The sequence below is a fragment of the Microbispora sp. NPDC049125 genome (assembly GCF_040802045.1).
Taxonomy (GTDB): domain Bacteria; phylum Actinomycetota; class Actinomycetes; order Streptosporangiales; family Streptosporangiaceae; genus Microbispora.
Window position 1 is genome coordinate 117,380 of sequence record NZ_JBEZDW010000009.1, and the last position, 13,926, is coordinate 131,305.

General features: G+C 70.4%; 15 protein-coding genes. 3 read left to right on the forward strand and 12 right to left on the reverse strand.

Features of this window, described 5'->3' with window-relative positions; genetic code table 11:
- Nucleotides 1–45 precede the first annotated feature (45 nt).
- The 5 genes from tatC to AB0B72_RS13670 form a co-directional block, all read right to left on the reverse strand.
- Nucleotides 46–894, reverse strand: coding sequence for a twin-arginine translocase subunit TatC (tatC, locus tag AB0B72_RS13650; protein WP_367738992.1), 849 nt, complete (start codon nucleotides 892–894; stop codon nucleotides 46–48).
- Nucleotides 895–979: 85 nt separating this feature from the next.
- Entirely contained in the window at nucleotides 980–1,312 is a 333-nt protein-coding gene (gene tatA / locus AB0B72_RS13655) for a Sec-independent protein translocase subunit TatA (RefSeq protein WP_367738994.1), read from the reverse strand.
- 65 nt (nucleotides 1,313–1,377) lie between these two features.
- Complete coding sequence (locus AB0B72_RS13660; RefSeq protein ID WP_367738996.1) at nucleotides 1,378–1,566, reverse strand: hypothetical protein; 189 nt, start codon at nucleotides 1,564–1,566, stop codon at nucleotides 1,378–1,380.
- A 38-nt stretch (nucleotides 1,567–1,604) separates the two neighbouring features.
- A complete protein-coding gene (locus tag AB0B72_RS13665) occupies nucleotides 1,605–2,558 on the reverse strand; it encodes a helix-turn-helix transcriptional regulator (protein ID WP_367738998.1) in 954 nt (317 codons plus the stop codon).
- Nucleotides 2,555–3,496, reverse strand: a complete 942-nt coding sequence (locus AB0B72_RS13670; RefSeq protein ID WP_367739000.1) for a helix-turn-helix transcriptional regulator — start codon at nucleotides 3,494–3,496, stop codon at nucleotides 2,555–2,557. The genes AB0B72_RS13665 and AB0B72_RS13670 overlap by 4 nt, the downstream gene beginning before the upstream one ends.
- A 38-nt stretch (nucleotides 3,497–3,534) precedes the next feature.
- Here AB0B72_RS13670 and AB0B72_RS13675 point away from each other — a divergent pair, with 38 nt between their 5' ends.
- Nucleotides 3,535–4,611: a DUF3866 family protein gene (locus AB0B72_RS13675; protein ID WP_367739002.1), complete on the forward strand. Its 1,077-nt coding sequence runs from the start codon at nucleotides 3,535–3,537 to the stop codon at nucleotides 4,609–4,611.
- Here AB0B72_RS13675 and AB0B72_RS13680 read toward each other — a convergent pair.
- Nucleotides 4,554–5,042 carry a DUF3291 domain-containing protein gene (locus AB0B72_RS13680; protein ID WP_367739004.1) on the reverse strand — a complete coding sequence of 163 codons (489 nt, stop codon included), beginning with the start codon at nucleotides 5,040–5,042 and terminating at the stop codon, nucleotides 4,554–4,556. The genes AB0B72_RS13675 and AB0B72_RS13680 overlap by 58 nt on opposite strands.
- 6 nt (nucleotides 5,043–5,048) lie before the next feature.
- Entirely contained in the window at nucleotides 5,049–5,714 is a 666-nt protein-coding gene (locus tag AB0B72_RS13685; protein WP_367739007.1) for a helix-turn-helix transcriptional regulator, read from the reverse strand.
- 341 nt (nucleotides 5,715–6,055) lie between these two features.
- On the opposite strand from AB0B72_RS13685, the gene AB0B72_RS13690 reads away from it, so the two are divergent.
- Entirely contained in the window at nucleotides 6,056–6,946 is an 891-nt protein-coding gene (locus AB0B72_RS13690; RefSeq protein ID WP_367739009.1) for a chitosanase, read from the forward strand.
- 278 nt (nucleotides 6,947–7,224) lie between these two features.
- Here AB0B72_RS13690 and AB0B72_RS13695 read toward each other — a convergent pair whose 3' ends face one another.
- From AB0B72_RS13695 to prcB, 5 genes are all read right to left on the reverse strand, one after another.
- On the reverse strand, nucleotides 7,225–8,184 hold the full coding sequence (locus AB0B72_RS13695; protein ID WP_367739011.1) for an FKBP-type peptidyl-prolyl cis-trans isomerase: 960 nt from the start codon (nucleotides 8,182–8,184) through the stop codon (nucleotides 7,225–7,227).
- A gap of 72 nt (nucleotides 8,185–8,256) precedes the next feature.
- Nucleotides 8,257–9,615 carry a Pup--protein ligase gene (gene pafA / locus AB0B72_RS13700; RefSeq protein ID WP_367739013.1) on the reverse strand — a complete coding sequence of 453 codons (1,359 nt, stop codon included), beginning with the start codon at nucleotides 9,613–9,615 and terminating at the stop codon, nucleotides 8,257–8,259.
- Between the two features lie 79 nt (nucleotides 9,616–9,694).
- Nucleotides 9,695–10,327 (reverse strand): hypothetical protein, encoded by a 633-nt coding sequence (locus tag AB0B72_RS13705; RefSeq protein WP_367739015.1) that lies wholly within the window; start codon nucleotides 10,325–10,327, stop codon nucleotides 9,695–9,697.
- A 334-nt stretch (nucleotides 10,328–10,661) separates the two neighbouring features.
- Nucleotides 10,662–11,480 (reverse strand): proteasome subunit alpha, encoded by an 819-nt coding sequence (gene prcA, locus AB0B72_RS13710; protein ID WP_367739017.1) that lies wholly within the window; start codon nucleotides 11,478–11,480, stop codon nucleotides 10,662–10,664.
- 19 nt (nucleotides 11,481–11,499) lie between these two features.
- Entirely contained in the window at nucleotides 11,500–12,315 is an 816-nt protein-coding gene (gene prcB, locus AB0B72_RS13715) for a proteasome subunit beta (protein WP_367739019.1), read from the reverse strand.
- Between the two features lie 234 nt (nucleotides 12,316–12,549).
- Between prcB and AB0B72_RS13720 the strand changes: the two genes are divergently transcribed.
- A complete protein-coding gene (locus AB0B72_RS13720) occupies nucleotides 12,550–13,917 on the forward strand; it encodes an extracellular solute-binding protein (protein ID WP_367739021.1) in 1,368 nt (455 codons plus the stop codon).
- Nucleotides 13,918–13,926: the final 9 nt, after the last annotated feature.

The window sequence follows — 13,926 nt, forward strand, 5'->3', positions numbered from 1 at the left end:
GGCGCCGGGTCACCTCCGGTCTCCGCCGCCCGCGGCGGCGCCGGGTCAGTCCTGGTCTCTGCCGTCCGTGGTGCCCACGGCGTCGGCCGAGCCGGTGGACGGGCCGTCCAGCTCCTCCTCGATGGCGCGGGCGCGCGCCGCGTCGAGCGCGTCCCGCTTCTTGTCGTGGAAGTACATGAACGCCTCGGCGACGAAGAACAGCCCGACCATGGGGAGCGCCAGCGCCAGCATGGTCACCGGGTCCTGGCTGGGAGTGGCGATGGCGGCGAAGACGAACAGCAGGAAGACCACCATGCGCGTGTGCTTGGCGACCAGGCTGTAGCGCACGACGCCGATCACATTGAGGAAGACCAGGAGCAGCGGCATCAGGAAGGAGATGCCGAAGATGGCGAGCATCGCCAGCGCGAAGCTCAGGTACTCGTTGATGCTGACCAGCGTCAGCGTGCCGTCGGGCGCGAACCCGAGGAGCAGGGCGAGGCCCTTGTCCATCGTGAAGTACGCCAGGGCGGCGCCCGCCGTGAACAGCGGCACGGCCAGCCCGAGGAACGCCACGGTGTAGCGCCGCTCGTTCTGGTAGAGCCCGGGGGTGACGAACGCCCACACCTGGTAGAGCCAGAACACGGCCGACACCACCAGGCCGAACATCACGGCGACCTTGAGGTTCACCATGAACGAGTCGAAGACCCCGTTGACGACCAGGGTGCACTTGCCCTTGTCGAACTGGTGGGCCTGGGGAAGCCGGCAGTACGGCTGTTTGAGGAAGTTCCAGATCGGGTCGAAGTAGATGAACCCGACAATGGTCCCGACGACCACCGCCAGTATCGCCTTGATCAACCGGTTGCGCAGCTCCCGGAGGTGCTCCATCAGCGTCATGCGCCCGTCGTCGAGCGTCACGGGAGTAGACCGTTTCAGAAGCGCCATCTGGCTCGTCCTCGTGGGAGAAGGCGGTTGTCAGGCATGCGGGGAGTCGGGGAGGCGCCTAGCTCGACCGCTGCTCGTTCTGCGAGAGCGGGGTGCCGTTCACCGTCTGCTGCCCCTCCCGGAGCCGGCGGTTCTCCTCCTCGAGAAGGCGCAGCCGGTCCTCGACGGAGGGGGTGACGGGCGGCAGCGAGGCGGGCGCGGGCGCGACGGTCTCGGTCTGCACCTTGACCACCTTCTCCTCGTCCTCCTCGTGCATCTTGCTCGTCTCCTTCTTGAACATGCGCAGAGACTGCCCCAGCGCCCTGGCGGTGTCAGGCAGCTTCTTCGCACCGAAGAGAAGGATCAGAACCAGGAGGATCAGGATCCATTCCATGGGTCCCAGGTTGGCCATGTCGTGTCCTTAGAGCGAGGGACGTGCTATCTCATCACGATCGTACGCGCACTCGCGGCCGGTGTTCACCTGTGCCCGGCCCGCATCGTGCGGTTGTCCGCGTGAAGTTCACCGTCCGGTCGGTTCAGGCGCCGCCGGGCGCGGTCGAGCTCGGCGCCGAGCCCCCGGGCGGCGGCCGACACCCGGACGGCGAGGACCGCGAGGACGGCGAGCCCCGCCGTGGCCAGCCCGACGGCCGCGAAGATCCACGTCATGCCGGTCATGGTAACCGCCGGCGACGGCGGCCGTGCGGTCAGGCGACCGATTCGTAGGTGGCGAGCGCGGCCTTGGCGGCCTCCTCGACCCGGCCGGCCAGGGACGCGGGCGACAGAATGCGGCCGCTGTCGCCCAGCCGGAGCGCGAGCCGTACGACCCATGACTGGTCCCTGGCGCGGAGCGAGATCCGCAGGCGCCCCTCGCCGATCTCCGTGACCTCCTCGCAGGGGTAGTACTCGGCCACCCAGCGTCCCGCCGGGGTGACCTCGATCTCGACGATCTCGTCGCTGTCCGACGGCCGGAAGACCCCCTGGGCGACGTCCATCGGCTCGGCCTCGGCGGGAGGGTCGGCCGGGACGTCGAGCACCTCGACCTCGACGATCCGGTCGACGCGGAACATCCGCATCGCCTCGGCGCGGTAGCACCACCCCTCCAGGTAGTGATGGCCGTCGACCAGCACCACCCGCAGGGGGTCGACCTCGCGCGGGGTGATCTCGTCGCGGCCGGGGACGTAGTAACGCAGGGACAGCCGCCGGCCGCGCCGCGCGGCCTCGGTGATGACCGCGTGTGCGTCCGGCGCGGCGCCGATCTCCACCTGGAACTGGCTGCTGACGGTCGCCGCGCCCTCGCCCGCCGCCTGCTCCAGCTTGGCGATCACCCGTCCGAGCACGTCGCGCTCGGAGAACTCGGGCAGCTCGCCGAGCATGCGCAGCGCCACGAGGAGGGCGCTCGCCTCGTCCACGCCGAGCTTCAGCGGCCGGGCGATCGCGTCGGCGTTGTCGATGAGGATCTCGCCGCCGTCCCACGACACGTCGATCAGGTCACCCGGCGTGTGTCCGGGCAGCCCGCACATCCACACGAGCTGGAGGTCGTCGACGAGCTGCTTCTCCGACAGGCCGAACAGCCGCGCCACCTCCGGCACCTGCGCGCCGGGATGGGACATCAGGTAGGGCACGAGCGCGAGCAGTCTCGGCAGCCGGTCGGAGATCACTGCAGGGCACCTTTCAGCCGGCGGATCACGGCGTCGCGCGCGTCCGGCGGGTCGACGACGACGGCGTCGGCGCCCAGGCTCGCCATCCAGCCCGCCAGGCGCTCGGGGTCGGCGAACGTGACCTCCACCTCGTCCCACCCGCCGGACCCGGGCCGTACGGCCTGGGCGGCGTGCCGCAGACCGAGACAGGTGCCCTTGCGCACCCGGACCAGGGCCACGCGCTCGGCCTGCAGCTCCTGGTAGCCGACCATGGCCCGCAGGTCGAGATCCGCCGGGACGGTGAAGGCGCCCGGCCGGCCGACGGTGGAGACCGGGCCGGTGACGCGGCTCAGCCGGAAGACCCTCGGCGCGCCGCGGTCGCGGTCGTGGCCGGCCAGATACCACCGGCCGCGCCGGCTCACCACGCCCCACGGCTCCACGACCCGCCTCAGCACCGACTCGCTGCCCGCCGAGCGGTACTCGAAGGTCACCGCCCGCCGGTCGCGCACGGCCTCCCACAGGGCGGGGAAGGCGGGGTCGCGGGTGTCCACCCGCAGCTCCAGCGGGCTCTCGGCCAGGTCGGTCCGCACTCCCCCGGCCCGCAGCTTCAGCAGCGCGCCGCTGGCCGCGTCCGCGAGGCTGGCCCGCTGCCACACCTGGGCGGCCAGGCCGATGACGGCGGCCTCGTCGGCCTCCAGCGTGATCTCGGGCAGCTCGTACGCCTCCCGGACGATCCGGTAGCCGGGGTCGTCCTCCCACGGGTCCCGGTGGACCTCGATGGGGATGCCGATCTCGCGCAGCTCGTTCTTGTCGCGCTCGAACATGCGCTGGAAGGCCTCGTCGTTGTCCGGGTCGTAGCCCGGGACGGCCTGCCGGATCTGCTCGGCGCTCAGCGGCCGCCGCGTCGCGAGCAGGCAGATCACCAGATTGAGCAGCCGCTCGGTCTTCCGCCGCGACATGGGGCCTCCCTCCAACCGTGAACGCTACCCTTTCGGGCGTGATCAGATGGCGCAAGGGCGAGGTGGTGCGGGTGCGGCGCGAGTGGCCGGGGGCGGTGGAGCTCGACGTCGCCCTCGCCGAAGGCGAGTGCCGGGCCCTCGCCTACCCCCCGCTTGTGGGCCGCCCGGAGCCGGGCGACACCGTGCTGCTCAACACGACGGCCCTCGCCATGGGCCTCGGTACGGGAGGGTACGCCATGGTGGTGGCGATCCCGGACCGTTTGCCGCAAGATCCCTCCGGCCCGGGCCATCTGGTCAAGGCTCGCTACACGCCGTTGCAGGCCACCGTACTGGGAGCCGACGAGCAGGGCTCCCCCCACCACGAGGCGCTCAGGGACGCCGACTCCGTCGACGGCATGCCGGTCGTCATCGCCGATCTGCACTCGGCGCTGACCCCGATCCTGTGCGGCCTGTACGCCTCCGCTTCCGGCCCCCGGCCGAGAGTCGCGTACGTGATGACCGACGGCGGCGCCCTGCCCGCCTGGTTCTCGATGTCGTGCGCCGAACTGCGGGCGCGGGACTGGCTGTGCGGGGTGGTGACGGCCGGCCAGGCGTTCGGCGGGGACGTGGAGGCGGTGACCCTCCACACCGGCCTGCTCGCGGCCAGGCACGTGCTCGGCGCGGACGTGGCCGTGGTCGCCCAGGGGCCGGGCAACCTCGGCACCGGCACCCGCTGGGGCTTCTCCGGCGTCTCCGCCGGGGAGGCGGTCAACGCGGCGGCCGTGCTGGGCGGGCGGCCCGTCGCCGCCCTGCGGGTGAGCGAGGGCGACAAGCGGGAGCGGCACCAGGGCGTCTCCCACCACTCGCTCACCGCCTATGGCCGGGTCGCGCTCGCCCCCGCCACAGTCGCGGTGCCGGAGCTCGCCGGCCCGATCGGCGACACCGTACGCGCCCAGGCCGCCGCCCTCGCCGTACGGCACGAGCTGGTGCCGGTGCCGGTGGACGGGCTCATCGACGCGCTGAGGGCGTCACCGGTCCGGCTGTCCACCATGGGCCGCGGCCTGGACGAGGACCTGGCCTACTTCCTGACGTCGGCGGCGGCCGGGCGCGTCGCGGCCTCGCTGCTTGCTTCGTAGAACTCCTTGAACGTGAACGCGTCGGGGCCGGGGCCCCGTTCGCGCAGCGTGCCGAGGCGGGCCATGCCCTCGGCGAGCGGCGGCCGGTGCCCCGGGGGCACCCACCACATCACCGAGTACGGCTCGACCGCCTGGTGGAACCACTCGCGGCGGTGGCGCAGCACCTCGAGGTGCGGGCTGCGGTAGATGAAGTTCCACAGCGCCTCGCGCGACTCCCACACGGACATGTTGGTCAGCAGGAAGTCGCCGTACTCGTGGCGGACGACGTCGGTCGGGGCGTCGCCGCCCTTGAGGCGCCAGACGAACCCGGGGGCCGCGTCGGCGATGTCGTTGATCGGTTCCAGTGCGGCGACGAAGCCGGCCAGCTCGGGGCCGTCCAGGGGGGCCACGAGGTGGGCGACGTTCAGCTGGGCGAGATGCATGCCCCGCATTCTATGTCAGTCGTGATTGTTTTTAGAAGAGCCGTCTCGGCGCACCAGGGCGACGCAGCACTCGTCCGGCCGCGGGTCCAGCACGGCCTCGATCCCGTCGTCGCCCGCGCCGTCCAGCAGGCCGCGGCACAGGGCCAGGTTCAGCGAGCACACCAGCAGCGGATGTGTCCGCGCCAGCAGGTCGAAGGGGCAGTTGCGCATCCGCACCCGCCCGCCCTCCTCGTACGGCTCGTAGCCGCGGGCGGCCAGCAGGGCCACCGGATCGGCCCCCGGGCTCGCGGCGGCGAGACGCTCCCCCGCCCGCCGGGCGGCGGCCTCGGCCTGCTCCTCGGCGCCGAGCAGGTCCACGACCTCGGCGAGCACGAGCGCCGGAGTGCGGTAGTCGCGGGGCGGCAGGCTGACGCTCAGCTCCCCGGCGGCCCGCCGGTAGACCTTCGCCGGGCGGCCGCTGCCCGGGCCGCCGCGCTCGGTGAGCCGCTTGAAGCCGGACTCCAGGAGCCCGGCGCCGACCAGCTTGTCCAGATGGAAGGCGGCGAGCGTGCGCTGGATCCCGGCCGCCTCGGCCGCCTCGTTCCTGCCCACGTCACGGCCCTGCGCCACGACGAACCGGTACAGCTCACGCCGTACGGGGTCGGCCAGCACGCTCATCGACTCGAGGTCGTCGCTCCCCACAGCCGGAGTCTAGGCCTCGTGGCGTGGCCTGGGTCCCTCGCCCGCTCCGTGCCGCTTCTCCGGCTCTCGTGCCCTGTGCCCGGCCTTCCGGATTCGGCGTGCGCATCCGGACGCAGGCGGCGTTGACAGCCTGTCGGCCCTACTGCTTTCATCAGGAAACCTTCCTAACTGGTCTCCGAAGGCTCGTTCCTTCGGAGACCCGCCACCCTCTCCCCGACGGCGCCCTCCGGATGCGGCCATCCCCTCGCGTTCCCCCGGATTCCCTCGCATCCCCCGCTTGCTCCCGCACCCTCCGTACGATCCCGGGCGACGTCGGCGACACCGGCGGAGAACGGAGAGACATGAAAGACCTGCTGTCACGGCGGGCCCCCCGCCACACAGCTCTGCTCCTCCTGGCCGCGACAGCGGCCGTCCTGCCCGCCCAGACGGGAGCCGCGGCGGCCTCCGCGCATACCGCGCGATCCGGCCATGGCGCGTACGGCACCCCCAGCCTCGTCGTGCAGGTCGCGGCCCCTGCCCACGCCGACCTGACGGACCCGGAGAAGAAGGAGATCGCGATGGAGCTCGTCTCCAGCGCGGAGAACTCCTCACTGGACTGGAAGGCCCAGTACAAGTACATCGAGGACATCGACGACGGGCGCGGCTACACGGCGGGCATCATCGGGTTCTGCTCGGGCACCGGCGACATGCTGGACCTCGTCGAGCTCTACACCGGCCGCGAGCCCGGCAACGTGCTCGCCAAGTACCTGCCCGCGCTGCGGAAGGTGAACGGCACCGACAGCCACAAGGGTCTCGGCGCCGGCTTCATGAAGGACTGGCGCGCCGCGGCGGCCGACCCGGCCTTCAGGCAGGCGCAGGACGACGAGCGCGACCGGGTCTACTTCAACCCGGCGGTCAAGCAGGCCAAGGCCGACGGCCTGCGGGCCCTCGGCCAGTTCGTCTACTACGACGCCATCGTCATGCACGGCCCCGGCACCGACCCGGTCAGCTTCGGCGGCATCCGCAAGACCGCCATGAAGAAGGCGAAGACGCCCGCGCAGGGCGGTGACGAGGTCACCTACCTCAACGCCTTCCTCGACGCCCGCAAGGCGGCGATGAAGACCGAGGAGGCGCACAGCGACACCAGCAGGGTCGACACCGCCCAGCGGATCTTCCTGAAGAAGGGCAACCTCGACCTCGACCCTCCGCTGAGCTGGAAGGTCTACGGCGACAGCTACCACATCGCCGGCTGAAAGAGTCGCGAGCTCACGGAAAGCGCGAAGGCCTCTGCCGCCCGTCAGGGGCGGCAGAGGCCTTCGCCGTGTTCACGGGCTCACGGGCTCGACGGGCTCACGGGCTCGACGTGCTCGACGTGCTCACGTGGCCGCGGGCGACCGAACGTGGTCCGGCCGTTCGGTCGCCGTCACAAGGTGTTTCCTTCACCACCGGGGCCGCCTTCACCACCGGGGGTCGCGACATCGACGTCCCGGCAGGACGCCGTGCCGTGAGGCGTGCCGTCAGGGCGCGCCGCTCAGACGGCGCCGAGGACGTCCACGACGAAGACGAGGGTGTCGGTGCCCTTGATGCCGCCCTGCTTGTTGCCTTCCTTGCCGTACCCGAGCTCCGGCGGGATCGTGATGAGGACGCGGCTGCCGACGGGCACGCCGGTCAGCCCCTGCGACCAGCCCTTCACGACCTGGTTGAGGGCGAACGTCGTCGGGGTGCCGCGCTGCCAGCTGGAGTCGAACTCCTTGTCGGTCCCCCAGATCTTGCCGGTGTAGTGCGCCAGAACCGTCTGGTCGGCCTTCACCTTCGGGCCCTCGCCCTTGATGACCGTCTTGACGACGAGCTTCTTCGGCGGCTTGGCCTCGGTCTTGGTGGTGAGCGTCGGAGCCTTGTCGCCACCGGGGTTGTCCAGCTTGACCCCAGAGACGTCCGGGTCGACGGCGGTGCCCTGAGCGGCCTTGGCCGGCGTGCCGACGACGTCGACCACCAGCACCTGGGATGTGGTGTTGAAGTCGGTGCCCTGCTGCTTGGCCTGGGTGACCTGATCGGCTGTCAGGTTGTCCTTGGCGATCACGGCGAGCACCCGGCCACCCGGCTTGGCCCCGACCAGCGCCTCGTGCAGCGCCTTGGGCAGTTGCGGGCTGACCGTGACGAACTCCGACTTGCCCTGGTCGTAGTCGGAACCCGGAGACTTGTTCTCCTTGCCGTCCCAGTTGTAGACGGTCACGTTGGCGGTGAGGACGTCACCGTCCTTCGCCGCGGGCCCCTGGCCCTCGACAATCTTCTGTGACGAGGAGGTGAGCGGTGGCTTCCCCGCGGGGAAGGTGAGAGTGGGCTTCTTGCCGCTCTCGCCGGCCACCTTGATGGCGGACGCGGCGGCGGCTTGCTGGGCGGGGCTCGCGCTCGGAGCGCTCTTCTGCGCGGTTCCGCAGGCGGCGGCGAGCATCAAAGGAAAGGCGGCTACTAGTGCCGTACGGCGGCGCATGTGGGAATCCTCGGACAGACAGCGGGTCCGGGTCACCCTACCCGAACCCGCCGTCAGGGCGATGTAAGGAGATCACATACCGGCGATCAGCTTGTCGACCCTCTCGTCAACGCTACGGAACGGATCCTTGCAGAGCACGGTGCGCTGAGCCTGGTCGTTGAGCTTCAGGTGGACCCAGTCAACGGTGAAGTCACGCCGCTTTTCCTGAGCCTTCCTGATGAACTCGCCGCGCAGCTTCGCCCTCGTGGTCTGCGGCGGGACCGACTTCGCCTCGAAGATCTTGATGTCGCTCGCCACCCGCTCGACCGCCCCCCGCTTCTGCAGGAGGTAGAACAGGCCGCGCTTGCGGTGGACGTCGTGGTAGGCCAGATCGAGCTGGGCCACCCTGGGTGACGACAGCGGGAGGTCGTACTTCTGCCTGTAACGTTCAATCATCTGGTACTTGGTGACCCAGTCGATCTCCCGCGCGACGAGGTCGAGATCGCCGGTGTCGACCGCGCGGAGCGTACGCTCCCACAGCTCAAGCACCCTCTTGCTCGTCTCGTCGCCGCCACGGCGGTCGACGAAGTCCCTCGCCTTGGTGAGGTACTCCTGCTGGATCTCCAGCGAGGAGGCCTCCCGGCCGTTGGCCAGGCGGACCCTGCGGCGGCCGGTCATGTCATGGGAGACCTCGCGGATCGCCCGTATCGGATTCTCCAGCGACAGGTCGCGCATCACGACGCCCGCCTCGATCATGCGCAGCACCAGGTCGGTGGCGCCGACCTTGAGCAGTGTGGTGGTCTCGCTCATGTTCGAGTCGCCGACGATGACGTGCAGCCGGCGGAAGCGCTCGGCGTCGGCGTGCGGCTCGTCCCTGGTGTTGATGATGGGCCGGGAACGGGTCGTCGCCGAGGAGACGCCCTCCCAGATGTGCTCGGCCCGCTGGGACACGCAGTAGACCGCGCCGCGCGGGGTCTGCAGCACCTTGCCGGCACCACAGATGATCTGCCGCGTGACGAGGTACGGAATCAGGACGTCGGCCAGGCGCCCGAACTCTCCGTGCCTGCCGACGAGGTAGTTCTCGTGGCAGCCGTAGGAGTTGCCGGCCGAGTCGGTGTTGTTCTTGAAAAGGTAGATGTCACCGGCGATGCCCTCCTCGCGGAGCCGCTTCTCGGCGTCCACGAGCAGGCCCTCAAGGATTCGCTCCCCCGCCTTGTCGTGGGTCACGAGCTCCACGACGTTGTCGCATTCGGGGGTGGCGTACTCGGGATGACTCCCGACATCCAGATAGAGGCGTGCGCCGTTGCGTAGGAATACGTTGCTCGACCGGCCCCAGGACACCACTCGCCGGAACAGGTACCGCGCCACCTCGTCCGGTGACAGCCTCCGCTGCCCGCGGAACGTGCAGGTGACGCCGTACTCGTTCTCAAGCCCGAAGATGCGTCGATCCATCACCTCACCCTATTCCCAGAAACCGGCAAACGAACAGGGATCACACGCCTTATTGCTTCCACGCGCCCCAAGGCGACAGTCAGGGGGCGTAGATCTCCACGACCTTGACGATCTGCCCGCCCTTCGCGGTGATCAGCGCGTAGAGCTTCCCGCCGTCGGCCCGGCGGATCAGCTTGTCGCGGGAGCAACGCTCGGTGCCGACGTAGCTGCTGTCGATCGTCTGGTCCTTGCCGTCGCAGCCGACGGCGCTGAGGAAGACCACGTCCGGGGCGATGGGCGCGGCGAACGCCATCCCGTCGCCCTCGGGCGGCCCCTCGAAGTGGCCCGCGGTCTGGCCGCTGGCGTCCTTGACCCAGCGGACCGGGACGTACTCGACGACGTTCGCGTCCTGCATGGTCCTCATCAGGCCGCGCAGGATGCCGTCCCGGCTCGGGCTGATTCCCCTGGTGAAGTCGTGCCCGGGGTCGGACTGGAAGACGCCGCCGAAGATCGGCGGGGTGGCGGCCGAGATGGGAGGCCGGGTGTCGTCGCCGGGGGGATCGGCGACCGGCGACGTGGGGGCCGTGGCCGGCGCGGTGGACGTGGCGGCGGGGGCCGCCGCCGACGGCGAGACGGTCACCGTCACGGTGGCCGTGGGAGCCGCGGCGGAGCCGGCCGTCCCGGAGCAGGCGGCCAGCGAGAGGAGGGCGACGGCGGCGGCCGGAGCAGCCATCCATCGAATCAGTTCAGAAGTCGTCACAAGCGGATGAGACTAGCGAAAACGGGGTTTGGTTGTGCCCGGAAAGAGGTGATCTCGCCCACCCGTGATCCCCACACCGTGATCCCCCACCATGGCGCCACCGTCGATCCCCGCCAAGATCCCCGCCAAGATCCCTGCCGCGTCGCAGCCGCGTTCCCACGGCGTCAGGACGGCGTCCTCGCGGCGTCCTCGCGCGCATCATGGCCGCATCCCCGCGCGCGTTCGCGTGGCGTCATGGTCGCGTGCTCGCGCGCGTTCTCGCCGCGTCCGCGCCGGAGACGGCGGGGACGCGGCGAAACGGCGCGGGCTAGCCGGCGGAGCCGGTGTCGATGTCGCCCTCGGGCGCGGTGGGCGGCCCGGGAGGCGCCGCCGGAGGAGTGGTGTCCTCCACGCCTTCCGCACCCTCCGCGGGGGCCTCGGCGGCCGTCTCCTGCGCGGGAGCCTCCAGCAGCCGCTCCAGCCGGGAACTGGTGAGGCGGAGGAACTTGCGGTGCTCGCGGCCGCGGTCGAGGACCGCCACCTCAAGCTGGGCGGCCGGGGGCCGGTCGCCCCCCGGCTCCGTCAGGGCGGCGAGGGCGGCGTCGAGGGCCTGCCGGAGCGGCAGCCCCTCGCGGTAGCGCTCCTTGAGCCGCCCGGCGACGGCCTCCGCCTGGCCTCCGATGACCGCCATGCCCTGCTCGTCGAACACGGAGCCGTCGAAGGTCAGCCGGAAGATCTGGTCCTCTTCCGGGCCGTCCCCGACCTCGGCGACGACGATCTCCACCTCGTACGACTTGATCGAGTCGGTGAAGATCATGCCGAGCTGCTGGGCGTACAGGTTGGCGAGCCCCCGGCCCGTGACGTCGCTCCGGTTGAACGTGTAGCCGTAGGTGTCGGCGTAGCGGATGCCCGCCAGACGGAGCATCTCGAACTCGTTGTATCTCCCGACCGCGGCGAACCCGATGCGGTCGTAGATCTCGCTGATCTTGTGCAGGGCCTTGGACGGGTTGGGCGCCACGAACAGGATGCCGTCGGCGTACTGCATCACGACCACGCTGCGGCCTCGGGCGATGCCCTTGCGGGCGTACTCCGCCCGGTCCCGCATGATCTGCTCGGGTGAGGCATATCCTCCGAAGGGGATGGACACCGGGGGTGATCCTCTCTGGTTAGCGCAGCGGGGCGGTCGGGCCGTCGGGGTTGGTCATCCGCTTCTCCAGCATCGCCTGGACATATTCGGCGACCTCGTCGTCCGGCAGCCGGCGGAAGCCGTCCGCGGTGATCACGGCGACGATCGGCCAGATCCTCCGCGTGACGTCGGGCCCCCCGGTCGCCGAGTCGTCGTCGGCGGCGTCGTAGAGCGCGTGCAGGCAGGCCAGGACGGTGTCCTCCGAGCTGGCGCCCGGCCGGTAGAGCTTCTTCAGCGACCCCCGGGCGAAGATCGAGCCCGAGCCGATCGAGTGGTAGTCCTCCTGCTCGTACGGCCCGCCGCCGACGTCGTAGCTGAAGATCCGGCCACCGTCGCGGCTGGCGTCGTAGGCCGCGAACAGCGGGACCACCACCAGGCCCTGCATGGCCATGGGCAGGTTGCCGCGGATCATGGTGGCCAGCCGGTTCGCCTTGCCCTCGGTGGACAGCTGGCGGCCTTCGGTCTTCTCGTAGTGCTCCAGCTCCACCCGGAAGAGGCGCGCCACCTCGATGCCGGTGCTGGCGGTCCCCGCGATGCCCATGCACGAATAGTCGTCGGTGCGGAACACCTTCTCGATGTTGCGCTGCGCGATGATGTTCCCGGCGGTGGCACGCCTGTCGCCCGCCATCACCACGCCCCCGGCGCAGGTCGCCGTGACGATCGTGGTCGCGTGCGGGATCAGGTCGCCGACCGGGGCCGCGAGCGTCTCATGGCGTGTCGGCAGCAGGTTCGGCGCATGCGCGCCCAGGAACTCGGTGAACGACGACGACCCCGAATATGCGAAGAGGCTGTTCATCCAGGCTGGCTGAGATGCCACGCGACTCCCTCCAAGCGTGCGTTGTTACGCCCGACCCTACTCATGTCACAGCATTGGTTGCACTCTTCCCGATCAGCTCAGCGCGAACCGGGCTTCCCACGGTTCGGCCGGGCAACGGAGCTAACTCCTACACCAAACCGTTTCTTTACGGGTTAGTAATCGCGTGCGAGTGTCGTTTTGTCTGTACGTCCTGACGTGACGAGGAGGTCACGGATGAGACCAGCGCTCGCATGGGTGACGGGAGCCGTGCTGGCCCTGGCCGCCTGCGGCACCGGCGGCGGATCCGGGGACGACGGCGTCACCCTCACCATCACCGCCAACGCCATCTCCGGGGGCAAGAACGCCGAGACGGCCGACTGGACGACGAAATGGGTCATCCCCCAGTTCGAGGCCGAGCAGAAGGCCAAGGGCCGGCAGGTTCACGTGCGGTTCCAGCCCAGCGGCGTGGACGACGAGCAGTACAAGACGAAGATCGCCCTGGACCTGAAGTCGCGGGCGGGCGCCGACGTCATCGACCTCGACGGGATCTGGGTGGGCGAGTTCGCCCAGGCGGGTTACATCAAGCCGCTCACCGAGGTGGCCGGCCCGGAGGTGGAATCCTGGGAGGGCTGGGGCCAGATCCCCAAGGCCGTACAGGGGCTCGGGACGTTCGAGGACAAGAAGTACGGCCTGCCGCAGGGAACGGACGGCCGGGTGCTGTTCTACAACAGGGACCTGTTCGCCAAGGCGGGGCTGCCCGCCGACTGGCAGCCGAAGAGCTGGCAGGAGATCGTCGACGCCGGCACCGCGCTGAAGAAGGCCGGAGTGCCCATCCCGATCCAGATCGACGCCGGGACCGCGATGGGCGAGGCGACGTCCATGCAGGGCGCGCTACCGCTGCTGGCGGGCGCGGGAGCCGAGATCTACGCCGGCGGCAAGTGGACGGGCGCCTCGCCCGCGCTCAAGGCGGTGCTGGGCCTCTACCGGCAGATCTACACCACCGGGCTCGGCGACCCCCGGCTGCAGCAGGAGGCGCAGGGACGCGACAAGTCGTTCGCGCAGTTCGCCGAAGGCAAGATCGGCATCCTCGCTGAAGGCGACTACTTCTGGAGGGCCGTGGTGGAGCCCAAGGCGGGCGTCGCCCCTATGCGGAACAGGGACCAGGCCGTGGGGTACGCGCTCATCCCCTCCCAGCGGCCGGGGGCGGGCATCCGCGGGCAGGACTTCGTCAGCATGTCGGGCGGCGCCGTACGGGTGCTGAACCCGAACTCCAGGAACCCGAAGCTCGCCTGGGAGCTGATGTCGTTCATGCATTCGGCCAAGGCCACCACCTCCCAGCTCGCCGGGGCGGCGAGGATCACCTCGCGGTCGGACGTGAACGACCAGGTGCTCGGGGCGGACCCGATGTTGAAGTTCGTCTCCGACAGGGTGCTGCCGATCACGGCGTACCGTCCCCCGCTGGCGGTCTACCCCCAGGTGTCCGTCGCCCTCCAGGAGGCCACCGCCGCCGTCGTGTCCGGCAAGAGCGTCGACGAGGCGGCCGCCGCCTACCAGCGCACCGTCGAGTCGCTCGTCGGCGGCCCCGCCCATGTCGCCGGCTGATCTGCCACT